The organism is Candidatus Harpocratesius sp. (assembly GCF_054039255.1).
This window is the reverse complement of record NZ_JBPLBG010000035.1, coordinates 1-24,168: the sequence shown is the minus strand read 5'-3', so window position 1 is coordinate 24,168 and position 24,168 is coordinate 1. Positions and strand designations below refer to the sequence as shown.

The 24,168-nt window shown below is 28.2% G+C and carries 21 protein-coding genes; 9 read left to right on the top strand and 12 right to left on the bottom strand.

Features of this window, described 5'->3' with window-relative positions; all coding sequences use genetic code 11:
- Positions 1 to 49: 49 nt before the first annotated feature.
- Positions 50 to 886, top strand: coding sequence for a TIM barrel protein (locus ACXLDF_RS08880; protein WP_457558159.1), 837 nt, complete (start codon positions 50 to 52; stop codon positions 884 to 886).
- Here ACXLDF_RS08880 and ACXLDF_RS08875 read toward each other — a convergent pair.
- Positions 883 to 1,701, bottom strand: coding sequence for an NERD domain-containing protein (locus tag ACXLDF_RS08875; RefSeq protein WP_457558158.1), 819 nt, complete (start codon positions 1,699 to 1,701; stop codon positions 883 to 885). The two genes, ACXLDF_RS08880 and ACXLDF_RS08875, sit on opposite strands and share 4 nt — an antisense overlap.
- Positions 1,702 to 1,786: 85 nt before the next feature.
- On the opposite strand from ACXLDF_RS08875, the gene ACXLDF_RS08870 reads away from it, so the two are divergent.
- The gene (locus tag ACXLDF_RS08870) at positions 1,787 to 3,196 is read left to right on the top strand and encodes an ADP-ribosylation factor-like protein (protein WP_457558157.1); all 1,410 of its coding nucleotides are present in this window, start codon (positions 1,787 to 1,789) and stop codon (positions 3,194 to 3,196) included.
- Positions 3,197 to 3,334: 138 nt separating this feature from the next.
- Here the strand turns inward: ACXLDF_RS08870 and ACXLDF_RS08865 are convergent, their stop codons facing one another.
- The 3 genes from ACXLDF_RS08865 to ACXLDF_RS08855 all read right to left on the bottom strand — a co-directional run bounded on the left by ACXLDF_RS08865 (position 3,335) and on the right by ACXLDF_RS08855 (position 6,108).
- The gene (locus tag ACXLDF_RS08865; protein ID WP_457558156.1) at positions 3,335 to 3,955 is read right to left on the bottom strand and encodes an ADP-ribosylation factor-like protein; all 621 of its coding nucleotides are present in this window, start codon (positions 3,953 to 3,955) and stop codon (positions 3,335 to 3,337) included.
- 63 nt (positions 3,956 to 4,018) lie between these two features.
- Complete coding sequence (locus ACXLDF_RS08860) at positions 4,019 to 5,341, bottom strand: transglutaminase-like domain-containing protein (RefSeq protein ID WP_457558155.1); 1,323 nt, start codon at positions 5,339 to 5,341, stop codon at positions 4,019 to 4,021.
- Positions 5,342 to 5,361: 20 nt separating this feature from the next.
- The gene (locus ACXLDF_RS08855) at positions 5,362 to 6,108 is read right to left on the bottom strand and encodes a class I SAM-dependent methyltransferase (RefSeq protein WP_457558154.1); all 747 of its coding nucleotides are present in this window, start codon (positions 6,106 to 6,108) and stop codon (positions 5,362 to 5,364) included.
- 64 nt (positions 6,109 to 6,172) lie between these two features.
- On the opposite strand from ACXLDF_RS08855, the gene ACXLDF_RS08850 reads away from it, so the two are divergent.
- On the top strand, positions 6,173 to 6,904 hold the full coding sequence (locus ACXLDF_RS08850) for a YkgJ family cysteine cluster protein (protein WP_457558153.1): 732 nt from the start codon (positions 6,173 to 6,175) through the stop codon (positions 6,902 to 6,904).
- 18 nt (positions 6,905 to 6,922) lie between these two features.
- On the opposite strand, the gene ACXLDF_RS08845 is transcribed toward ACXLDF_RS08850, so the two are convergent.
- The 7 genes from ACXLDF_RS08845 to ACXLDF_RS08815 all read right to left on the bottom strand — a co-directional run bounded on the left by ACXLDF_RS08845 (position 6,923) and on the right by ACXLDF_RS08815 (position 14,053).
- Positions 6,923 to 8,362, bottom strand: coding sequence for a phosphoglucosamine mutase (locus tag ACXLDF_RS08845; RefSeq protein ID WP_457558223.1), 1,440 nt, complete (start codon positions 8,360 to 8,362; stop codon positions 6,923 to 6,925).
- 101 nt (positions 8,363 to 8,463) lie between these two features.
- Positions 8,464 to 9,465: a hypothetical protein gene (locus ACXLDF_RS08840; protein WP_457558152.1), complete on the bottom strand. Its 1,002-nt coding sequence runs from the start codon at positions 9,463 to 9,465 to the stop codon at positions 8,464 to 8,466.
- Between the two features lie 463 nt (positions 9,466 to 9,928).
- Entirely contained in the window at positions 9,929 to 10,288 is a 360-nt protein-coding gene (locus ACXLDF_RS08835) for a hypothetical protein (protein ID WP_457558151.1), read from the bottom strand.
- 48 nt (positions 10,289 to 10,336) lie between these two features.
- On the bottom strand, positions 10,337 to 11,785 hold the full coding sequence (locus ACXLDF_RS08830) for an ATP-binding protein (RefSeq protein ID WP_457558150.1): 1,449 nt from the start codon (positions 11,783 to 11,785) through the stop codon (positions 10,337 to 10,339).
- Positions 11,782 to 12,009 carry a hypothetical protein gene (locus tag ACXLDF_RS08825; RefSeq protein WP_457558149.1) on the bottom strand — a complete coding sequence of 76 codons (228 nt, stop codon included), beginning with the start codon at positions 12,007 to 12,009 and terminating at the stop codon, positions 11,782 to 11,784. The genes ACXLDF_RS08830 and ACXLDF_RS08825 overlap by 4 nt, the downstream gene beginning before the upstream one ends.
- 234 nt (positions 12,010 to 12,243) lie before the next feature.
- Positions 12,244 to 13,215 carry a carbohydrate kinase family protein gene (locus ACXLDF_RS08820; RefSeq protein ID WP_457558148.1) on the bottom strand — a complete coding sequence of 324 codons (972 nt, stop codon included), beginning with the start codon at positions 13,213 to 13,215 and terminating at the stop codon, positions 12,244 to 12,246.
- 64 nt (positions 13,216 to 13,279) lie between these two features.
- A complete protein-coding gene (locus ACXLDF_RS08815) occupies positions 13,280 to 14,053 on the bottom strand; it encodes an exodeoxyribonuclease III (protein ID WP_457558222.1) in 774 nt (257 codons plus the stop codon).
- 137 nt (positions 14,054 to 14,190) lie between these two features.
- Between ACXLDF_RS08815 and purD the strand changes: the two genes are divergently transcribed.
- Entirely contained in the window at positions 14,191 to 15,513 is a 1,323-nt protein-coding gene (purD, locus tag ACXLDF_RS08810) for a phosphoribosylamine--glycine ligase (RefSeq protein ID WP_457558147.1), read from the top strand.
- Positions 15,514 to 15,540: 27 nt separating this feature from the next.
- Here the strand turns inward: purD and ACXLDF_RS08805 are convergent, their stop codons facing one another.
- On the bottom strand, positions 15,541 to 16,020 hold the full coding sequence (locus ACXLDF_RS08805; protein WP_457558146.1) for a GNAT family N-acetyltransferase: 480 nt from the start codon (positions 16,018 to 16,020) through the stop codon (positions 15,541 to 15,543).
- 67 nt (positions 16,021 to 16,087) lie between these two features.
- On the opposite strand from ACXLDF_RS08805, the gene fni reads away from it, so the two are divergent.
- From fni to ACXLDF_RS08780, 5 genes are all read left to right on the top strand, one after another.
- Positions 16,088 to 17,179: a type 2 isopentenyl-diphosphate Delta-isomerase gene (gene fni, locus ACXLDF_RS08800; protein WP_457558145.1), complete on the top strand. Its 1,092-nt coding sequence runs from the start codon at positions 16,088 to 16,090 to the stop codon at positions 17,177 to 17,179.
- 99 nt (positions 17,180 to 17,278) lie between these two features.
- Complete coding sequence (locus tag ACXLDF_RS08795; protein ID WP_457558144.1) at positions 17,279 to 18,268, top strand: polyprenyl synthetase family protein; 990 nt, start codon at positions 17,279 to 17,281, stop codon at positions 18,266 to 18,268.
- Positions 18,269 to 18,384: 116 nt separating this feature from the next.
- Positions 18,385 to 21,390, top strand: coding sequence for a PEP/pyruvate-binding domain-containing protein (locus tag ACXLDF_RS08790; RefSeq protein ID WP_457558143.1), 3,006 nt, complete (start codon positions 18,385 to 18,387; stop codon positions 21,388 to 21,390).
- A gap of 43 nt (positions 21,391 to 21,433) precedes the next feature.
- Positions 21,434 to 22,804, top strand: coding sequence for a hypothetical protein (locus ACXLDF_RS08785; protein ID WP_457558142.1), 1,371 nt, complete (start codon positions 21,434 to 21,436; stop codon positions 22,802 to 22,804).
- 106 nt (positions 22,805 to 22,910) lie between these two features.
- On the top strand, positions 22,911 to 23,999 hold the full coding sequence (locus ACXLDF_RS08780; RefSeq protein ID WP_457558141.1) for a hypothetical protein: 1,089 nt from the start codon (positions 22,911 to 22,913) through the stop codon (positions 23,997 to 23,999).
- Positions 24,000 to 24,168: the final 169 nt, after the last annotated feature.

Sequence of the window (24,168 nt, the reverse complement as noted above, 5' to 3'; positions counted from 1 at the left end):
TACGAAAAAATAACCACTAAATAAAGATCAAGAAATTTTGTTGAAAAAAATGATTATCGGTTTAACCATTCAAAAATATAAAAATATAAGACCTTCTTTATATACAAAAATTGCACTAAAAATAGGTATTGATCACATTGAATATGATCCATCAATTTTTTTAGATCTTAACGATATTTCATTGTTAATTAAAAATACTAAAAAAAAATCTGTAATTCTTCATTCACCATATTATTCAGACTGGGGATATGATTTATCCAGCAAGCAACAACATGATAAAATAGAAAAATTCCTTCAAAATCTCAATGAATTTTACAAAGAACTAAGAATCAAGGCTGTTGTTGTCCATCCTCCCAAAGATCCAAATTCAGATGAAAAATTTTTTCTTAAAAATATTAATCAAATCCCAGTAACTGTTTTATTGGAAAATTTACCTGGACAATCTTGGAAAAATTTTGAAAAGTGGTATTTTTCCATAAAAAACATGGCAAAACCGGTAATTAAAGTTTGTTTTGATATTCCACATAGTTATTTGTCAAATGGAAAATCTCATATCTTTGATATTCCAGAAAAGATTTTGAATGAAATTGTTTATATTCACATTTCAGAATTGGATGGAATAAATGATTGTCATTGGCCGTTTTATACAGCAGGAGGGAGTCTACCTATTAATAAATTTAAAGAATTTTTAAAACAAACACAATTCTCACGAATTATTAATATGGAAATACGGCCGATTAGTAAAGCAGATATGATTAATTTAGTTCGTTCTTTTTTACTTTTGCATAGATTAACTAATAAGAGAATCTATATCCAGAAATTATTTCGATTAGGAATTAATCTAATTCCAATTCTATATTTAGTAATTAAAAATAAAATATTCTAAATTGAAATCGATATTGGATGCAGTATTTGCTGGTATTCATCAAAATTTCTAATAAAATCATCTAATAAGGAATAATCAAGAATTACACCCTCATTGTTAATTATAACCTCTGATATTTTATTAGATACTAATATTATTGAATACAAATTAAGCAGTTTATATGAATTTACATTTGAATTTTGCTTTTTATTACGATAAGTTATTTTTATTTGTAGATGAAATTTAGAAAGAAGATTACTCAAAATCATGGGAATTGATGAAAGTACTTTTACACGTTCAAATTGATTTTGTAATGCATTTTTTAATTTTAAAGGAGAAATTGTTGAATTTTTCCATTTTTTGCCATCAATAAATAAAATATGATTATTTTTAAGTGCAACACAATCAATCTCATATTTTCGGTTGTTTGCAGAAAATCTAAATGATCTAAAGGCTTGATAACCAATTGATTCAAGTAATTCAACTAAATATTTTTCAAATTCTTGCCATGAAATTGAAGAAAAAATGTTAGAATATGAATAATTTTTAGCTAAATCTTGGATACATTCAAAAAGTGAAGGATACTGCATAGATGTTGGGCGAAAAATATAGAACCCTTCTTTAGTACAAATTAAATCTTGAGGAATAAATGATTTCACTTCTTTTACCCTAAGTAGATCAGAAGGTAAAACATCCAAATTTAGGCTTATATTACTGCATTCGCGAAGTTCTTGTGCAGTTATATAAGTAAGAGGAAAAATCTTTGGTGGATCATATTCTTCTACGATGATTAACTTCTTTTTTAATTCCGTAATAGATAATGAAGGATCTGTCATAATTACACTCCAAATCTATTAAAGAAACCCAAAATATTATTTTTAATATATATTAGAAAAAAAATTTTTATATATCTTAAAAGGAATGGTGAATATTCTGCAAAAATCGAGTGAAAACATAATCAAAGGAATAATTTTCTCGGTTTTTGAAAGTGAAGGTCCAATTCCAATAGTGTGTATTCCAGAAATCATCCCTGAACACCAACAACTTTTGATTTCCATGAAATCAATTAGTTTATTAATGGGAGAACAAGTGTACCAAGATGGGCAAGAGATTGATTCGATAAAGTATTTTGGGATATTGCCTTTCCCAGATATGAAATTTACAGGATTAACTTACTTTTTCTTAATTAGTGACGAATCAGCCCGTGGTAAAGCAAAAGCAGCTACAATTTCATTATTAATTAAAGACTCTGTGGCTTCAATTTTGTATGAACAAATGAAAGATCTATCCATTTTTATCTCTGAAAGTGCTAATCAAATAAATAAAAGGACCACATCAGAACAAACATATGAAATAATTTTAAGATTATATGAAACCATTGATTCTTTTTTGAATAAAGTTAGGACTCCAATTAGTAGTGAAAGAAATTTAAAAATTCTTTTTACTGGACTTGATGCGTCAGGAAAAACTAGTTATTTACGAGCAATCAAACAAAAATATAGCGAATTAACCAATATTAAACCAACTCGTGGAGTTGATCGCTATGAAGAACAAATATTAGGGAAAGACCTAATGGAATGGGACGTCGGAGGACAGATAAAATATCGCCAATTTTTCCTTAAACAAGCAGACCTTTATTTATTTGATACAAATTTATTATTTTTCTTAGTGGATATGCGGGATAGCAAACGGTTTTCTGAAATGTATGATTTTTTTGGTAAAATAATTTCAATTTTGGAAGCTTTTAACCAGTATCCTCCAATCATTGTCAATTTGCATAAAATTGATCCTGATATTGAATTTGATCAAGAAATAATACAAAATATTCCAAAAGTAAAAGAAAACCTGCTTAAAATTGGAAAGAAATTTCAAATTAAATTTTTTAAAACATCCATATTCAATCCATATTCTTTAACCAAGTCATTTTCTGAAGGTTTGAGTGCCATGAGCCCAAACCGAGAAATATTGCGCAGCCAAATTCGTTGGTTGGCATATAACATAAATGCTGAAGCAATTTTATTATTAAATAATAGTTCAATTATACTATCTGATTACTCTGTAAATGAGCTTACTAAAAGAGTTTCAGAGATTTCTGCACCACATTTTCAAAATTTGTATCGGACATTTTCAGAGTTTAAATTACTAAAGAAAAGCCAGGCAATTTGGCAGATGGATGAAAAAATAATTCTTTTTATTCGATTAAATTTACCTCAAGAGCCAGTATTTTTAATGTGCCTAGTAAAGAATAATTCTAAAATTTTATCAGATTTAGATAATGTTTTACCTGAATTCGAGAATCGAATTTTCCCTTTATTAAAATCATTTTTGTAATAATTCAATTTCTTTATGGAGATTAAAAAAAAAACATGAAGTTTCACGATAATCTTTCTCCCTCATCTAGCACTCTGACATAATATCACTCATTTAGATGGTGAAGATTAATGTGAAAGGTCATGAAAAAAAATATGATTAACGCCAATTCTCATATTTTTCGATTATTTTTATAAAACTCTCATAGATATTTTCATATTGCCCATATAATGCTATTGTTTCAAATATTTGAGGATTTTTCGAAGCATTTATATGATTTTCTGGAAAATAAAGATTATACTTAGTTAATAAAGTTATTACTTCTTCTTTTGAAACAACATTTTTCAAATCTTGCTTATTTATCATAACAACTAATGGAATTTTTTCAACTAGAGGTAATTCAGAAATTTCTGTCAATTCAGCAATAGAATCTTCATTCGCATTCATTTTATCCTTTTGACCATCAAGAACCAAAATTACTGCATCTGCACCAAAGAAAACTTTAGTTCGTAATGGTAAAAACCGTTTCTGCCCAGCGACAGTATAAATATGATAAAATAATTGATTTTGCTTCACACTTTTAACGATTCCGCGATCAAAGTAATTTGTAGCACCTGATGGTGTCGCAATTTTTGTTAATTCTCCTTCAGGACTGATTAAAGAATCGGGTCTTTCTTGTATGATCTTGAATAATGTGTCAACTGCGGTTGTTTTTCCACTTGCATAACAACCCCAATATACGATTTTTAGATATTTATCTCCAGTTTCTGTTTTTCTCACTTTATTTAATCTCCCAAATTATATGGTTTTAATTCTTCATTAACTTTTAAAATTATAAATTTTTTAGTATTTAACAAAATTTCTTCTTTGCTTTCGTTTTCTTATGTATAATCCAAAAATCAAAGAAATAAAAAGAAAAGATCCTAAACTTAAGATAATTTTCAACCATTCGCTAAATATTAATACTGATTGAGGTTCAATTGTTGTGGTTTTTATTTCAAAATCCATTTGAAAATCGAAATGATATTTTTGAGAATTTCCAATTGGATATAAAAATGGAAATTCAGGAATTCCATCAGTATCATTCGTTATCAGATCTAAAGGTGGATCAATCCCTTCTTCATACCATCCACCTATAGTTGTAATCAAATGAACATAATCCATTTGATATAAATACTGTAAAGCGGATTCATTTCCATAATGAAAATAAGGTTTCCCCCATGTCGGATCAGCACTAACCCAACCTAAAGTTGGTAAATAGTATTGCACCCAAGCATGACCAGGAATTTCATTATCTGAATTAATAGAATAACTCCACTTATCTCCAGATGAAAGAGTATATTTTGGAATTGGATCTGATAATGAGCCATCAATTAAGGCAATTCCTAAAACTTTTCTTGCAGGAATTCCAACAGCACGCAGTAAACCAACCATCAAAGTTGAAAACTCGGAACAATCTCCTGAAAATGTGTTTATTATTTCCTTCAATGTTAAAACATCTTTAGAATCAGTGTAGTTCATGGATTCTTCAACAAAAAGATAAATAGATTCAACTAACTGTTTTAGATTTGTTGAGTTATGTGTAATAGAATAAATCAGCGATTGAACTTGTGAATCATTTATTTCATAATATGGTTGTTGTGAAGTATAGAATTGATAAAGCCAATCAGATGTGTTATAATCATACAAGGATAAATTTAAAGGAATAGAGTAGGAAGTTGATTTTAAGGTAACGTTATAGGTTGCAGAAAAGGAAAATTCAGTACGATCTTGGTATGGATTCATTATTGCCTCATAATAATCGAATGAATTATTGTACACATCACTGGGATCAAATGAATAATTTTGATAAAATGCAGGGGGTTTAAAATCTATTAAATTAGATGATTGAATATATGTTTGATTTTTATTTCCAGTTTCCCATGATTTCAATCGAGGAATCCATATTTTAAATGTACTTTGATAAGGCGATTGAGCGATATAATCAATATTATAAGTTATTTCTATATTTACAGATTCATCAGATTGAAACGGAACAGGTATAAAACTAGAAGATGCTTGTGATGAAGAAATAATTGAAAAAAATAAAATTTGAAATAATACAAATAGAAATATACGTTTTTTATCAAAATTATAGATGTGCGATTTCTTTATTTTTTTAAGCATATCTGATCAAGCTACTAAAATTATCCATCCTTTTTTTTTTGTGGGTTATTTCCTATAAAAAGAAAGTTATTTTTTTCTTTCTTCGCTCCAAATGCTTGTATTAATATTGGAGTAAAATATTTTATCAATTTTCTAAATTCAACAGCTCTAAATAGATGATAGAATCGATTAATACTCAAATTTCCTTGGGTACTTGATAATTTCCAAGGAACAATTACATCACCTACTTCAAAATCTATATTTTTGTTAGAATAAGGTTTCTCTTTACATGTATCATAAGTCATTTTTGTTATTTGATGTAAATATTCTTTGATGAATCTTTTTTGTTTAAATCTCCATACAGTAATTACAATTAAGGCATTTATTGTAGATATTCGTTGAAACTCAATCATGACATTTTCTCGAGTAATACTACCTTTGATATGATGAATGCTGGCAATTGCGAAAATTCCATCTAAAGAATCTGATCGAAATGGAAGAGCACATATATCTGCTTGGATTTTCATACTATTTGATTGATTTCTTTTAAGCATTTCTCTTGATTGATCAAGATCGATTAAGATTCGGCAGTATTTTAATAAATATTCTGAATGTCGCCCAGAACCTGAACCTAAATCAGCAAAAATATACGATTTTTGATTAATTTTTTGATCAAAGTATTGATTCTTTTGGAAATATTCAGTTAAATAAGGTGTTAAAATGGAAATCAAAGGTGGCCATGGATGTTGGCGTTTATTACTCCAATCTTGTGCGATTCTATCAAACATTTCTCTTCATTAAATTAATTAATATAAATTAATATTTTAAAGTAAAGTTATCGTGGCGATCAACTTGGAAAAAAAAAAACCGGAATCTAAAAGTCTTGGGTCCCCATATTATTTTGAATGCACACAATGTGGGAAATGCTGTTCTGATCCAGATACAATTGTAAATTTAACTTACAGTGATATTTTACGCATACAAGAAGAATTAAATTATAGTTTAAATGATTTTTTAAAAATAATTGGATTTTATCATTTTAATCATATTCTGACAGCTAAAGAATTGGAACAAATGGTCATCCCTCCAATTCAAACTGAACGAGGATTAGCTTTTGTTGGAATTCGTAAAAAACCTAATGGTAGGTGTATTTTTTTATCAAAAAAGAATAAATGTAAAATCTATGCTACCAGACCTAATTTATGTCGTACATTTCCTTTTCATTTTCATTCTCATCCAATTTCTCAACCAAAAAAAGGATTGGATATTAAAATGAATTTGACTCAAAAAGCTATTGAATACTGTCCTGGATTATCTTCAAATAGAGAAATTGATAAATTTTATTGGTTAGATATAGGAAAAATGGCAACAGCAGCCATTTTAAAAGAAGCAATATTGGTGAAAAAATGGAATAAAGCAGTTGAAGAAAAAAAAATTAAACCAATAGCAGAAAATTATTTACGAATAGTTTTAAACTTATTTGATAACAAAAAGAAGATAGAAATTAATAAAAAATCAATAAAAAAGAATTATCAATCAATTATAAAACGAAAATTGAAAGAAAAAAAAAGTCACAATAAATAGATTATTATAAGTGATTTTTTATTCTTTAATTTTTAATGGAATTAAAGAATTTACAGTATCAATTCCAATTTGGACCAACTTCTCTGTTTCATTCATAGTTGTTTGTGATTCGGCAGTTATACGTAAAATTGGGGTTGTTCCAGATTTCCTTATTAATATCCATCCGCTTTCAAACCGTAAATGTACTCCATCAACTAAGGTGCGTTTGAAGTTGCTGTATCCAGCTTGTTCTAAATTTTTTTCTAATTTCTTAGCTATTGTTAGATAATCTTGAGATCTAAAATGTAAATCTTTTTCGAGCTCAACATTCTTTTTTAAATATGGAAACTCTGGTATGTCTACGAATAATTCACTGAATTTACATTTATAATGTGAAAGATATTTTAACAAAATCGCAATAGTGGCTAAACTATCTGGTGCTTTATGATCAGTTTTTTCAGGCCAAATATAAACACCACAATTTTCCCCTCCTAAAAAGGCATTATACTTTAACATTGCTTGCGAAACGTTTATATCTCCAACTTTTGTTCTATATACATTTACTCCTAAAGGTTCTAAAACAGCTTCGATAACTCCAGATGAATTAACAGGAGTAACAACAGATAATGGTGGTCGAGACGATAAATTTGGATATTTTGAATTGATATATTCCTTGGCTAAAAAGGTTAAAATTCGTATAGGTTCAACAACATTACCATTTTCATCCAAAAACACGACCCGATCTGCATCTCCATCGAATGCAATCCCCATTTGTATTTTTGGTGAATGTTGAATAAACAACCGCAAATCTTCTAAGTTTTTTGGACTTGGCTCAGAGAGTCTACCTGGAAAAGTTCCATCTGGTTGTGAATTCAAAGTAATAAAATCTAAACCTAATGCACTAAGCAATTTTGGACCTATTTCAGATGCACTCCCATTTCCTGGATCTACAATAACAGTAAAATGATCATCTTTACAATGATATTGAATTCGTTTCATTATATGTTCAATATGTCTGTCATTAATTCCAAAGATCTGAGTAACTACACCAAGTTCATTATATTCTTTTCGAACAAAAGCTCTCTTGTTATAAATTGTTTCGATCTCAGCTTCTTGTTCAGGACTAAAACCTAAACCCCCTTTATTCCAAAGCTTAACACCAATATATTCAGGAGGGTTGTGAGAAGCAGTAATCATTACTCCACAATCTGCATCGAGAAAGTCGATTGACATGGCCAAAGTTGGTGTTGTGACCATTCCTATAGTATATACCTTGCATCCAGTACTTACTAAACCACTTATAATCGCATATTCGATTGCAAGTGCAGCTGTGCGAATATCTCTACCAATAACAACTTTACCAGAATTTATAGCAGTTCCAATTGCTTCACCAAGGCGAAGTGCCATATTTGGGGTAAAGGTTTGTTCTGATTTATCATATGTTGAAAATTTTTTTCGTATTCCACATGTTCCAAACATTGCATTCAAATAAATGGAATATATAAAAAAAGAAAAATGTTTGGATATTTAAGCGCGCAATCTTGATGTCTCTTTATCTTTCTTTACCTTTTTTTATCCATTTATTTTATTTTGAATTCAAAAAGAGTATAAAAAATAATAGAAATGTAAAAAATACAAACTATTATCCAAGATGATCTTTTATTTTTTTCCATTTGAGGAATTTGAAGTGATTTCATTTCAGATTTCCTAAAATAAAGTGAATTATAAATCCAAATAATACTTAAGGTTTTAAAAACAACCAATCCAATTCCAACAATCAAAATCATCCATAAGATAATAAGATCAATAGAGTTAGGTAATAAATTTTGCGCAGTACTAAGCAAACTTAAATAATACATTTCAAAAAATTGATAACCGGGAGAGTTCTTAAAAAAGAACATAACAGGAACTAAGAAAATAAATATTAACTCTAAGGGAGTCTTTTTTAATATTGATAATTTACTTAAATAATTTTTATCAGAAGCGTTTAATAATGGTTCAAGCAAAGCAAATAAAATACTGTTAAGTACAATAACAATAATATAAAAAATTATAGCGGTTGTATAAAATAGTGATTTTGCTTGACCAGAAAAATAATAACCAGAAAGAATTAACAAAAATACTTGAAAGTCGATTCCTGATAAGAGAATTAAGATTTTTGCAAACTTTATCCGATTTTGTGCCTTCTTTTTATTATTTTCTCTACTTAATTCAACAAATAACCATATTAAATTTATAATTGCCACTCCAAAAAAGATGTAAGCCAGAGTATGATCAAAACTGATAAAAATAGTTAGTAGTTGAAAAATAAATAATCCCATTAATGGAAAAAAAACTAAAGTTAAAATCCCTATAGTAAAAGAAGATGAATTTGCATAATTTTTTCTAATAGAGCGTGAAAATATAAAACTAAATCCTGAAAACAAACCTAGTGTTATAAAGAATCCAAAATAATTCAAGTATTTTCGAATTGAAGGAACAGATGTAAAACTATATGAAAGATCTTCCAAATTATAGGAAAAATAGTCAAAAGCGACTGACAATATCAGAATAATTAATAGAAAGATAACAAAAGAAACCATTTCTCTAAATTCTCTAAAATAAATGGGATCTTTTTTATAATCTCCTGTGAAACTGAGAAAATATATTGAATTTATTAGTATTATATAAGAAAGTGCAATTATAAAAATGCTAGATGATAATTCAATTAATAAAGTTGAAATCACGATAAGCATGAACAAGAGGGATATATTTTGATTTGAATGTGAGTTCAAGATCTGATGTTTATTCACAATATGAAGAATTAGAAAGATTACCAAAATTATATCAGCAATTAACCAATTCGTTGAATCCTCGGGAAAATAATCGGTTAAGAAATTTAAAAATTGCAAAGCTGGGGAAATGAGAATTAAATTTTGCAAAATTAAAACAAGAATCAAACATATATTCACAAGATAGAAAGAATACCTTGGTTGATGCATAGCAGGGAAGATCAGCAATAAAGAAAGAAATAAGATCATTATTGGAAAATTATTTAAAAGAACCTCAAACACTTGTTTCATCTCCTCTTTTTTTTAATTCAGGAGCGACTTCAAATTTCTCCCAAATAACAGATTCATTTTCATTAAATAACTCATTTTCTTCAATGGTAATCAAAGAGTGAAAATTCTTATCATTAAAGATGTTTTGGATAAAAAAGATAAAAAAGGGTAATAGGATAAATACAAAACTATTCTTAATTAGAAAAATAATAATCATAGTTATTGTAAGAAAGAAAACGGAATGGAATAATTGCCGATATTTTCGTTTAGTTATTGAATTTAAGAAGAGAAAAATAATTCCTAAACCTATAAAAAGATAAATATATTCTAAATTAGCAATAATAAATTCTTGAATCGATCCCATGGTACATGTTTATTTTGTCCTAAGATTTCTTAAAATTTTCGCATTTCTTTAAAAAAAAATTTGCTCATATGTGAGTGAAAATATTTTATATCCCTTAAATGATGATTTAATTTCATGATTATGAAAATCGATTAATAAAAAAGAGCATCCTTTTGGATTTAAAAAATCAAGAATATAAGAAACTGAAGCAGTTATCTCACTTAAAATAATTGGAATAGGGCGATTATCATGCCACAAGCATTTACCTATCAATAACTCTTGATTTTTAGTATTCCAAGCTACAATTGGATAAAATCGAGACTTTATCCACCAAGAACCGATTTTATCAAAATTAAACCAATTTAAAGCCATTTTTGGAAGATATATCAAAACTTGTTCAGAAATTACATCAATAATCAGTAAACTTAAATTTTGATGAAGTGAATTTATAGAAAATTTCTGCATAGCAATATTACTAAAATTTGGAAAAATGAATCCAAAATAAAATCGCAAAAAAGGAATTTGAATAAAATAAAGCCCATTACGTGAATTTTTTTTTGCTAAAAGAGGTAATTCACGCTTAATAATTGAAAATTGCATCAAATTTTGAATATATTGAGATAAATCAGAACTTTTCATACCCAATTGCAATCTAATTTCTTTCAGTGTTTTCTTATTTTGTGCAATACATGCTAAAATCTCTATATATATATTTAGATTTTTAAAATATTGTAATAAAAAATACTCCACTTCCATTTTCCATAAAGGTGCTTTCAGAAATAAATTAGAATGTAAAAAATCCCATATCGGAACTGAAATTTGGTTTAAATACTTGGGAATTCCTCCAAATAAAGCAAATACAATTAGCGCTTCCTCCTGTGAAATTGTTGGATGAAAAAGAGATAATTCATCTATTTTTATCGGCATTAATTGAAATTTGATTTGGGTAAAAGATGATTGGGGAAATATTTGTTCTAAATTCAGCTGATTAGTAGATAAACTATGAATAAATATAATTTTAATATATGTATTAGAGAGTAATTGGATGAAAAATTCATTAAAAATTTCAGAACTCAAAGCATCAAATTTATCTACGTTATCAATTATCAGATATTGAATCTTTTTTTCTAATGTTTTGAAAAATAAAACTTTTTGAGGGTCTAATAATCGCAAATCAGGATAAAGATTGAAAATAAAATTAAGAAAGCTATCAAATTCATCTTTTTTTCGAACATAGAAATACAAATATGGATTATTGTTTACAATATTTAAAACAGAAGTCGTTTTCCCGACTTGAAAAAATCCATATATATGAATTACTGAATAATTTGATTCCAGAATTGAATCTTTTAATTGTTTATATTCCTCTGTTTCAACAAATTTCAAGGGTGAATCTTCTTTTTTTTTATGTGAAACAATTTTTCCTTTTTTTTTTCCAATATGTTCTTTCTTTGATATTTTTTTTTTTGGTACCTTTGATGTGTGTTTTAATTTCTCTAGATCATCCAAGAAACTCAATTTTTAACCACATCCTGCTCAATAAGTTTCAATAAATCTCGATCCAATATTTCACTGGCTTTTAAAAAAGAGTCTATTGTTATTTTATTAGAATTATGTAAAAGTTGAGTCAAGCGCTCATAAAATTCATATAATTGAGCGATACCTTTTTTTAAGTTTCTTCCTGTTAAATTCGAATGAATAGGAACTAGAATACCTATTGTTTTCTTATCCTTTGGATTCAAAATATCTACACCTAAAAAATATATTATAACCTACTTAAGTATTACTTAAGTAAACTTAAGTATATTAATCTAAGGGTTTTTTTTAAGAAATTATAATCTAATATATATCACTTACTTAAGTTAAAAAAAAAGATACTTAAGTAAAAAAGAAGGAAGTATTTATATCAATTAAATAAGAAAAAAGGTAAAATATAGAATAGAAGATGATCCAGATAATATGTGAAGAATAATTAATTAAAAAGAAGATAAGAGATTATTTGGTTGAAATTTAAAATTCGGAACACCTAATACCTCGCATTTCTTTGATCCAAGAAAAACAGCCAATTTTAACGCTCGTTCTAGCGAAAATGAATTAAGTATACCAAATATTATCCCTGCATTAAATGCATCTCCAGCTCCAGTAGTATCTTTAATTATTAAATTATCAGGTGGTTTCTGAAAATAATATGTTTTTTTATCAACTAATATTGCTCCTTTCTTGCCACATTTCATGCAAAGATATCCAATATTAACAGTTTTTATAAAATCATGTAAAATACAGAATTTTTCGAAAATTGAAAGAATGAGGAATGATTTTAATGTTTTTACATTCCCTAATAAGAAAAAAAGGATTCCAAATTCTTCTTCATTTCCCAACATTATTCTCAAAGATATTTTTTCAAATAGGCAAAATAATGAATTCCTTAAATACTCTTTATTCATATCATTCAAATCATCAACTTTCGGTAAAATACCACTAATATCCATTGAAAATAAGTAAGGTTGTATTTTTACCAAATTTTCAAGTGTTTTTTGAGAATGAGTGAAATGAATTAATGTATTTTGGAGAATTTTAGAATAAAATGGATCACAAATAATTTCTGATAATTTAGATGATACAGAAGGAAATCGTTTAATTGATCTTTCACCGTGAGAATCCAATCTAATTTTTGTTCGACCGGAATTTCCTTCCACAATTTTAATATTTACAGCACTCATTTTTGCCAATTTTAAAGCTAATAAGATTTTCTCAGCTATTTTATCTGTTCCAATTGTAGAAATAAGATTCACTTTATAATCAAGTGGATAAAGAGTATTCTTCATTAATTGAAGTAGAAAAAAGCAGGTATTTGTAGCACTCCCTCCTAAAAAAGAAATACTCTCCCCATTTGCAAGTATATATTGATCCCAATTCAATGAACCAATACAGAAGAATACATTTCTCATGAAATCACGATAACTCTGTAATTTTTAAAGATTTTTAAGAAAATATCTTAAAAGCTTTTTCACTTTATTCTTTAAGAATTAATCGAATTGGGCAATGATCAGAGCCATAAATTTGATCCAATATTTCACTCGCTTTAACTTGTGGAATAAATTCATGATTTACAATAAAATAATCAAGCCGCCAGCCAACATTACGTTCTCGCGCGTTTGATCGATAAGACCAATAAGTATAATGCCCCCCATCAGAGTTAAAAAATCGAAACGTATCAATATAGCCACGATTTAAGAGTTCGGAAAAAGAAATTCGTTCTTCATTTGTAAAACCTGCATGCTTTTTATTTGATGCAGGATTTGCAAGATCTATTTCTTTATGTGCAACATTAAGATCTCCAGTTAAAATTATTGGTTTTTTAACTTTTAATTCATCAATATAATCCCATAAAGCTTGATTATAGCGTAATTTAAATTCTAATCTTTTTAATCCATAACCTGCATTGGGAAGATAGCCGTTGATGAGAAAGAATTTTTCATATTCCATTGTAATTAATCTTCCTTCGAGATCTAGATCTTCTTCATGATTTATACCAAACATTACTGCTTTAGGCTCAACTTTAGTTAACACCATAGTTCCTGAATATCCATTTTTCTTAGCTGGATTCCAAAACATCTGATATTTCTTCATAATAGGATTTTCGATAAAATTAGGATCAATAGTTTTTTCAGATACTTTTACTTCTTGAAGGCAATAGATATCCGCACCCTCTTCTTTTAGAAATTTCAGCAAACCTTTCTTTAAGGCAGAATTTAAGCCATTTACATTCCAAGAAATAATTTTCATGCGCATTTAACTATATCACTCAAATATAGAAAAAAGTTTTTGATAACTCAACCATAAAATTACCTATAAAATTGATTTTTTGATCATAAACTAATTTACACTAATTCACTTTTGTTTATTTAATAGAGATGATAAATATGACTAAAGTTCTTTTAATTGGTAATGGTGCCCGTGAACATGCAATTGCAGAGGCACTTGTCAAAGGTGATGCTGAAATTTGCGCCTTTATGGCTAAAATGAATCCAGGTATTTCAGCACTCTGTAATAAAAACGTAGAATTGGGAAAATTAACAAACTTTGCAGCAATTGCAACTTTTGGAAATAAAAATAGGGTTGAATTTGCAGTTGTAGGTCCAGAAGCACCGCTAGCGATGGGAATTGTCGATGCATTAAAAGCTCAAGGAATTCCAACAGTAGGACCCACTATTGAATGCGCCCAATTAGAAAGCTCTAAAATTTTTGCCAGATCCTTATTAAAAAAATATCACATTGAATCAAATATTCAATTTGAAACATTCAAAAATATGGAATCTATACCAGAATTTGTTGAGAAAATAGGCAAAGAAAACGTAGTTGTTAAACCTGATGGTTTAACGGGTGGAAAAGGCGTGAAAGTATGGGGAGATCACCTTCATTCTGAAAAGGAGATCTATGATTATTGCCAAGAAATTTTTGATCATAATGGGCGCGTTGTTATTGAAGAGAAATTAGAAGGAGAAGAATTTACTTATATTTGTTTTGTTGATGGAAAACACGTGGTTGGAACTCCGATAGTTCAAGATAACAAACGAGCATATAATGGAGACAAAGGTCCAAATACAGGAGGAATGGGATCAATTTCTTTTCCTGATCATTTACTTCCATTTATTACAGCTGAAGATGTAGAATATGCCAGAAATCAACTGGAAAAAGTGATTCAAGCAGTCCACAATGAAACTGGAGTCGAATACAAAGGATTTCTTTATGGTCAATTTATGAAAACCAATAAGGGTATAAAAGTTGTTGAATTCAATATCCGGTTTGGAGATCCTGAAGCAATGAATATTCTACCCATTTTATCATCAAATTTCGTGGAAATATGCCAGCAAATTTTAGCAGGAACACTTAAAAATGAAATAATTTTTGATAAAAAAGCTACTGTATGTAAATACTTAGTACCTGATGGATATCCTGTAAATCCTAAAGCGAATAGTGAAATAATAATTGATGAAAAAGCCTTGAAAGAAATTAGTGCTAAAATTTATTATGCATCAGTTAGTGAAGAAGAAGGAAAGATTTACACTTCCACTTCTCGCGCTATTGCTGTACTGGGAATTGCTGATTCAATTGATGAAGCGGAAAAAATTGCAGAAAAAGCCACCCAATATATTCAAGGTGATTTATTTCACAGAACGGATATCGGAACTCAAACAGTAATCGATAAAAGAACTCAGCATTTGAATCTTATATTGCATAAATGAAAATATCCATTCATTTTACATCTTTTTTTAGAATAATTCCTTTATAAAATGAGCATTCTCACTATCTTTAAAGATTATTTGATAATTTTCTTTTTGGTAAAAAGTCATGGCAGAAATCCAATTATGGCAAGTTTCAAGCACTATTTGATTATAACCTTCTGAAATTGCATAATTTTCTAAAAATGTAAGAATTCTATGGGCAATTTTTTGTCTTCGATATTCTTTCATCACATACATACGAACAATTCGTGCTGTATTAGCCGATTCTTTTATTATTGCACCTGTACCTATCATTTTACCTTGATAGATTGCTACCACAAATATTTGACTATTTGTGCAATAAAATTCATAAATATTATTTAAATCAGGATTTTTTGACATATCCAAAACACCCCATCGCTCCTTTAATCCTTTCATTATTATATTCTGAGCTAATTTTGTCTCATTTCTTTGAATTTGCCTAATAATTAGACTTTTTTCTTCTTTTTGGATATTTTTCGAAATCATTACTAATAAAAAGTAATATTTAATTTACCATAAAATTCTAATGGATCTCTTCTTAATAAACATATATATGAACGGGTTAGATCCTACCATCCATCAACGAAAAGATGACCATATTTTACTTTCATTAGAGAATAATGGATATTCTAATGAAACAACATGGTTAGATCTTGTGAAATTAATTCATGATCCGTTACCACTTTTTGATTTTTCAGAAATTGATACTTCAACTCATTTTTTAAATAAAAAGATTTGTTCACCTATTCTAATTGATGCCCTTACCGGAGGAACTGATTTATCTTATAAAATTAATCATACTTTATCAAAATTGGCTGAAAAAAAAAATATACCAATTGCGGTTGGAAGTCAACGTATATGCTTAACAAACAGAGATTGTATCGAGAGTTTTAAAATAGTTCGAAAAACAAACCCAACTGGTGTTGTATTAGGAAATATTGGAATATCTCAAGTAATTGAAATGAAATCTTTTGAAAATATTGATAAAATTATTTCATTAATCGATGCAGATGGTATCTGTATTCATTTAAATCCATTACAAGAATTAATTCAAAAAAAAGGAAATCTACATTTAACACAAGGGATTGAAAAATTAATTCAATTACGAGATTATTTACAAATTCCAATTATCTTAAAAGAAGTTGGAACAGGTATGTCAAAAGAATTTATCTTAAAAACCTATAATAAAGGTTTTAATCTATTTAATATTTCAGGTTTTGGTGGAACAAATTTTACTCTGTTGGAAAGTGATAGAGCTAAGGAAGAACATGAAATGATTACTTATTATTCAGGTCAGACTTTCGCTCGTTGGGGGATCCCTACTGCAGCAAGTATTCTCGAAGCAAAATCTGTTATTCAAAATAATGCCTTTTTAATTGCAAGTGGTGGAATTAGAACAGGCTTGGATATTGGAAAATGTCTTAGTTTAGGCGCTAATCTTTGTGGACTTGCATTTCCATTCCTCAAATATGCTCAACAAGGCGAAAATGCTTTAGAAAATTTTTTTGAGAAATTATTGTATGAATTGCAAATCTTAATGGCTCTTTCAGGAACTAAAGAACTTTCAGAAATTCAAAATGTTCCAAAAGTTTTATTATCTCCATTAGATAATTGGGTAAAACAAAGAAATTTATCTTTAAAATAAATAAGATACTTCAGAAGAAATAAAAAGCTCAAGAATAAAAGTATTAAGAGTTAAAAAATAAAAATGTGAAGATTGAAGATAAAAAGAGGAAAAAATATAATGAGTTATCAAGAATTACAAGAAGATATTAATCAAAATATAAAATCTATTAATGAATATATCGTAAATAATATTAAAATTGAAAATGAAACTCTTTTTCAAGCCTGTATTCATTTATTTAATGCTGGAGGAAAAAGAATTCGACCTTATATTATGAGAACTGTATACTCGTTATTTAAAACAGACAGTTCTCCTATTACTCCGATTGCTTCAGCGATTGAAATATTGCATACTTTTACTTTGATTCATGATGATATTATGGATCAAGATAAATTTAGAAGAGGATTTCCAACAGTTCATACAAAATGGGGTCAAAATATTGCCATTCTTGCAGGAGATGTCCTTCACTCTTTAGTTTTTTCAATAATTAGTCAATCAGATTTTAACAAAGAAATTCTGACTCGAATAATGATAGATTTTTCTGAGACTTTAATAAAAATTTGTGAAGGTCAAACCATGGATCTCCAATTTGAAAAACAAGAAAATGTTACTATTAATGAGTATTTAAAAATGATTTCACTTAAAACAGGAGAACTTCTTGCATTAAGTGCCCGAACGGGGGGAATTGCGGCTGAAGTTGATGAAAACATGATTAAAAATCTTAGTAACTTTGGATTAGCATATGGATTTGCTTTTCAGATCATTGATGATATCTTAGGGATTATTGGGGATCAAGGCAAATTAGGTAAACCCATTGGAAGTGATCTTAGACAAGGAAAAAAAACGTTTGTAATTCTTTATGCTTTGGAAAATACCTCTGATGATGAACAAAAAATATTAAAAGACATATTACGAACTCAAAATTTATCAGAAGGAGAATTAAAAAAAGGAATTGAAATAATTTCTAATTCGGGGGCAATTGATAACGCACGAATTTTGGCAAATAAATATCTTGATTCAGCTCTTGATAATTTAGAAAAATTGCCATCAAGTAATGGTAAAAATAATCTAATTCAATTAACTAAAAAATCATTAAATAGAAAATTCTGAGAATAATTTAATTAAAATGCGGTAGAAAAACAAACAATAATTTCAAATTTATCTTTGAATGCACTGATTTATGGCAAAATTTAAAAAATCAATGGGATCATAATATTATTGGTAAAATGATTGATTTTTCCGATGAAGAATCCAACTTTGATTATAAACCGAAATATGAAATCTTTCATAGTTTGATGAAGAATCGTATAAAGGAGATTTTACTTGTATCAAGTGCATATGATAATTTTATCCTGGAAGAAGATGGTAGATTATCTGATCAAATATATGCAGAATTTCACGATTTAAACTTAAGGACATTACCTCATATAACTAGAGTTTCATCTGTAAACGAAGCAATTAATCAACTTAAGGAAAAGAAATTTGATTTAGTTGTTACCATGAGACGCCTTTTTGAGATAGATCCTTATGAATTTGGAAAACAACTAAAAGAAATACAAGACATTCCTGTTGTTTTATTGCTAACAAGTCTTTCAGAAATCAATTTTTTTCCAGATTTTTGTAAAAAGAGAGAAGGTATTGATCTAACATTTCTGTGGAACGGCGATAGTGCAATATTTATCTCTTTAACGAAGTTAATTGAAGATCGTATGAATTTGAAATACGATACAGAACACGGACTTGTGCGTGTAATAATCATTATCGAAGATTCCATTAGATTCTATTCCTTATATCTACCTTTAATTTACAGCGAAATCATGCGTCAAGTTCAATTTTTAATTCATGAAGGTGTAAATGATTATTATCGATTATTACAAATGAAAGCAAGGCCAAAAATCGTTTTAACACATACATATGAAGAAGCTATGAAATTTTATGAAGAATATAAAGAATATATAATAGGAATAATCTCAGATATTGAATTTCCGAGAAATAGTAAAATCGATAAAAATGCTGGAATTGATTTCATTAAAATGGTAAAAGATGAAGCTCCAACAATTCCTGCGATTTTACAATCTAGCAATATCCAATATGAGAAAAAAGCACATGAGATCAACGCTTATTTTATCCATAAAGAATCTAAGACATTATTAGAAGATATAAGGAATTTTATGATCCAATACATGGGTTTTGGTGATTTTATTTTCAGATTGGAAAATGGCAAACAAGTAGGCAAAGCATCTAATCTACGAGAATTTAAAGAGGAACTAGAACGAATTCCACTTGAATCTCTGTATTTTCACGCAACTCATGATAATTTTTCTGGATGGTTGATGGCACGGGGAGAATTTAGAGTTGCTTCAATACTAAAATCAAAACATATCGAGGATTTTAAATCATTAGAATTGATCAGAAAATTCTTACTGGAATCTGTTCAATATTTACTAGTTCAACAGAAAAATGTGGTAACTGATTTTAGAAGACACAATTATAATCCAGAATCAAATTTTATAAGGTTAAGACCTGGTTCTTTGGGGGGAAAGGGAAGAGGACTTGCATTTCTCATGTTTATTTTGAATCCTTACAATCTTACGCATTTTCCTACAGTTGAAATTTCAATTCCGCAAACGATTGCTATTGGTACTGATGAATTCGATAATTTTATGAAAAGAAACCATTTATATGAAATTTCTCTATCCAATGAACTAGAAGAAGAAGAACTTTTTAAAATTTTTAAAAAAGCCAAATTATCTAAAAGTTTGAAAGAAGATCTAAAGATCATTTTAAAAGATTGGAAAAATCATCCAATTGCTGTAAGGAGCTCATCAATAGTAGAAGATTCGCAATTTCAACCATTTGCTGGGGTATTTGGGACATATATGATATCAAACCAAGAAAGAGATATAAATTCACGTTTAGATCGAGTTTTTGAAGCTATAAAAATGGTATATGCATCTACTTTCTCGAAAATGGCAAAAACTAATAGCAAAGCGCTAAATTTACGTATCGATGAAGTAAAAATGGGTGTATTAATTCAGAAAGTTGTTGGTCGAAAATATGCAAATAGCCAACACTATTATCCAAATTTCTCTGGAACTGCAAGTAGCTATAATTATTATCCTGTAGGTAAAATGAAGTCACATGATGGTATAGCTTTTTTAGCGTTAGGATTAGGGAGAACGATTGTTAATGGGGGTCTAGCCAGAACTTTCTGTCCAAGTTATCCAAAACTTCAGATTTGTTCTGATGTAAAAGAAAAATTGAAGAATAGTCAAACAGAGTTTTTTGCAATAGATTTATCAAGTAAAACTAAACATATTAAAAATGAGGAGTCATTTCTTGTAAAATTGAATATTCTGGATGCAAAAAAAGATGGCAGCTTGGAGATGATTGCTGATACATATAATATCCAAAATGATATTATTCAATCAGGTTATTGGGATGATAAAATAGGTCCACCAATAATCACTTTTAATCGACAATTATTGTATGACGATTCGTTTCCATTACCCAAAATAATTAAAGAAATACTTATTCTTGGTGAAAGAACTATGGGGTGCCCTGTTGAGATTGAATTTGCAGGAAATTTTAGGCAAAATGAAAAAGAAAAGCATTCATTTAATTTACTTCAAATTCGACCAAGTATCGAAATTTTCCAAAAAGAACTTGAAGAAATTGAAATGGTAGGAAAGGAAAAAATATTAGCATATTCTTCTTCTTTTTCAGGTAATAATATTATTAAAAATATTCAAGATATTGTATACATTAAACCATCAAATTTTGATATTCTCAAAACTATAGATATGGTTGTAGAGATTGACGATTTGAATAATAAATTAGTTTCTCAGAAAAAACCATATTTACTAATAGTATTTGGACGGTTGGGCACATTTGATAAGTTTTTAGGAATTCCAGTAAAAGAATATAATATCACTGGAGCAAAAGTAATTATCGAAACAGGAACACAAGACTTCCAAATAGAAAAAAGTCAAGGAACACATTTTTTTCAAAACATGATTAGCACTAAAACTGGTTATTTATATATAAACCATAGTTCAGAATCAGATTTTATTGATTGGAAATGGCTTAAAAACCAAAATATATCTGAAAATAAGCAATATTTTGCCCATGTAGAATTATCGAAACCATTAACCATCATATTAGATGGAAAACGTAAAATTGCATTGATTCAAAAACCTAAAAATCAGATAAAAGATAATAATAAAAATTAATAAAATCAAATTCATAAAAATTGAAAAAAGAGAGTATAGAAAGATGGTTTTTAATATACCCATTAAAAAACGAAAATGTCCACGATGTGGAGAAGAGATCTCAGATTGCTTAATTGTAATTTGTCCACAATGTGGTTTTCAACTAGATAAAATCGCAAAATCTACTGCACCTGAATTTTTTCTAAAAAAAAACCAAGAATTTCTTGAAAATGTTGTAAATCCATCTATTCAAAAATTCCAAGAAAAAAAAAAAAATTTTAAAAAATCAAAGGTTTCTAGTGAAAAAAATGCACATCTTTCTTTCATAAAATCTTTGAAAATTCAAAAAAATCCAGAGATCGTTTCCAGTTCGTTTGAGTCTAGCCAGAAAGAAGATAACAATTCCACAAAAATAAAAGATTTTAAAATTCAAAAATTAAAAATCGATGAATCTATTGCTAAATTAAAAACGAATACCAAAGTAACCCGTGTACAAATTGAGCAAGAAAAGATACCTTTGGGAATTTCAGGTGAGTATATTAAATATATTGGAATTATTACTAAAGATCGTGAAGAAATATTCAGCTTAAATAAAACTTTTACATATTTACTTGATTTATCTATAAATTTAGAATATATTGCAACTTCTATTTTAAGTGGTAAACTAGACAGAATGTTTTTAGCTTCTGGCGATAAAAAAGAACAAGAAATCTGTTACTTTGCAGAACAAAAAGAAATTCTTTTTATTTTATATGGAAAAATCCCTGAAAAAAAGGCAAATTGGCTTACACAACAACTAATTATGGCTGTAAAGGATTATTTTCAAAATAAAGATATTAGTCAAATGACTAAATTAGAAAAATATGAAATCAGTCAAAAATTCCGATCAAAAATTAAATTCCTTCTAGAAACAATTATAGATCTTAATGATGTTTTTACTTCTTCTCCAATTAAAACACTTTCAAAAGGTTTTAGGGTAGATTATTTCGGTCTTAGTTATCAATCAATTGGTGTTTTATCCAAAATGATTACAACTAAATTAAAACTTAAAGATTTACCCCCTCTTTCGAATGTAAACAAAGATGATTTTGATGATATGATTGAACTTCAAGAAGCAATAATAACAGCTAAAGTAGAAGCAATTGCTGCAAACACTTTTGCAAATACATTAATGACACCCGAATGGATATCAGTCAAGTTAGGGTTTCAACAATATCGTTTTATCATTTTTTCACATATAAATGATTATTATTTGTCTTTATTAGCAGAGGGTAACTTAGAATTACGTAAAAAAGTATTTTCTGAACTAGCACCTTTTTTGGTGAATCTGACAAATCATCCTTTCGTTGGGATACTTACGGAATATTCTAAGGTTGCACCTCGAATTGTTGAGTTTTTACAAAAATTGAATAAAATTAAATTTGATTCTTCCTAAAATTCAACATTAAAGTAGCTAAAGGGAAACGAAATTTTTTAACACCTAAAAATCTAATACAATAGTAAGAAAGAATATAGAGCATTTAGAAAAACAGTGGGCCCATATGAGTGAACGAAGAATAAATGTAATTTGTCCTATATGTAAAAATGCAGGGAGAATTCCCGTTCCTGTAGATGTTGTTAAGAAAAAAGAGACAGGTGCGACATCAGTGTTTATTCCAGCAGGAATGGTCTGCGAACATTCATTTTATGCATATGTAGATAAAAATTTTGATGTACGCGATTATTTAGTTTTGGAATATTCCTTAATGGATGATGAGAAGAAAGTCGAAAATCTAAAAAATGACATTTTACGACGTGCTGATGAATTTAATATTACTTATGCTAATGTAACCAAATTTATCAGCGAAGATGATTTACGCATTTTGCTATTTGCGGGATTTATCGGTACGCAATTACTTTTAATTGAAAATGATACAGAATCTGAACGATTTTGCGTTTTATTTACATATCTCTCGAAATTATTCCCAACAGTAGCGCGAGATGCCAAGATTTTTCCAGCCGATCAATTCTTAGAATACAATGATTCACATAAAGAAAAACTGAAAAAATTTACAATTTATAATGTAGTTTATAAATTGATTGTTCAAAAACCTTTCAGTGCTATTGCTACTGAACCTTTAGAATATTTATTTGATATGATTAAGAAAACACCTCCTAAGCTCCAAATTGTATATGCTAAAAACTTCTTTGATTATCTTATTAAGTTTTCTGATGAAATCAAAAAAGAAGACTTGCAAAAAACAGATAAAATTCAAAAAACCCTCCGGAAAAAATATCCTCGACAAGCAGAATACTTCACACCTGATTTAATTCAATTAATGCGTGATCGAAATGAAATTATTGAAAAACTTCAAAAAGTTGAGGGTGAAGCAGAAATCGTTTTAAAATTGGATGATAAAACCTTATTTATGTATAATGATGAAACGCATATCAGACAAGCAGAGATGTTACCAGATCTTTTAGAAAAACATACGTTACGAACATTACGAAAGGAAAAAACAATTACATTAAAACATTTGATTGATGATTTACGAAAAATTGCAGCAGATCAATTACTAAAATTCGATTATGCTCGTGTACCAGATATTTTGGATGATTTTGTAATAAAAGGTTATATCATGAAATTATAAATTAAATAAAAAAATTTTTTATTTCCTTTTCCTTTAACTATAGAGAATTTCCAAATTCCCATGACCGACAAAAATCATTTTTCATAACAACTCTTTTTTGAAAGATTTATATCGTTTTGAATGTTACTTCATGTATTATGACCCGAACTTGCGAATTTGAAACGCTACA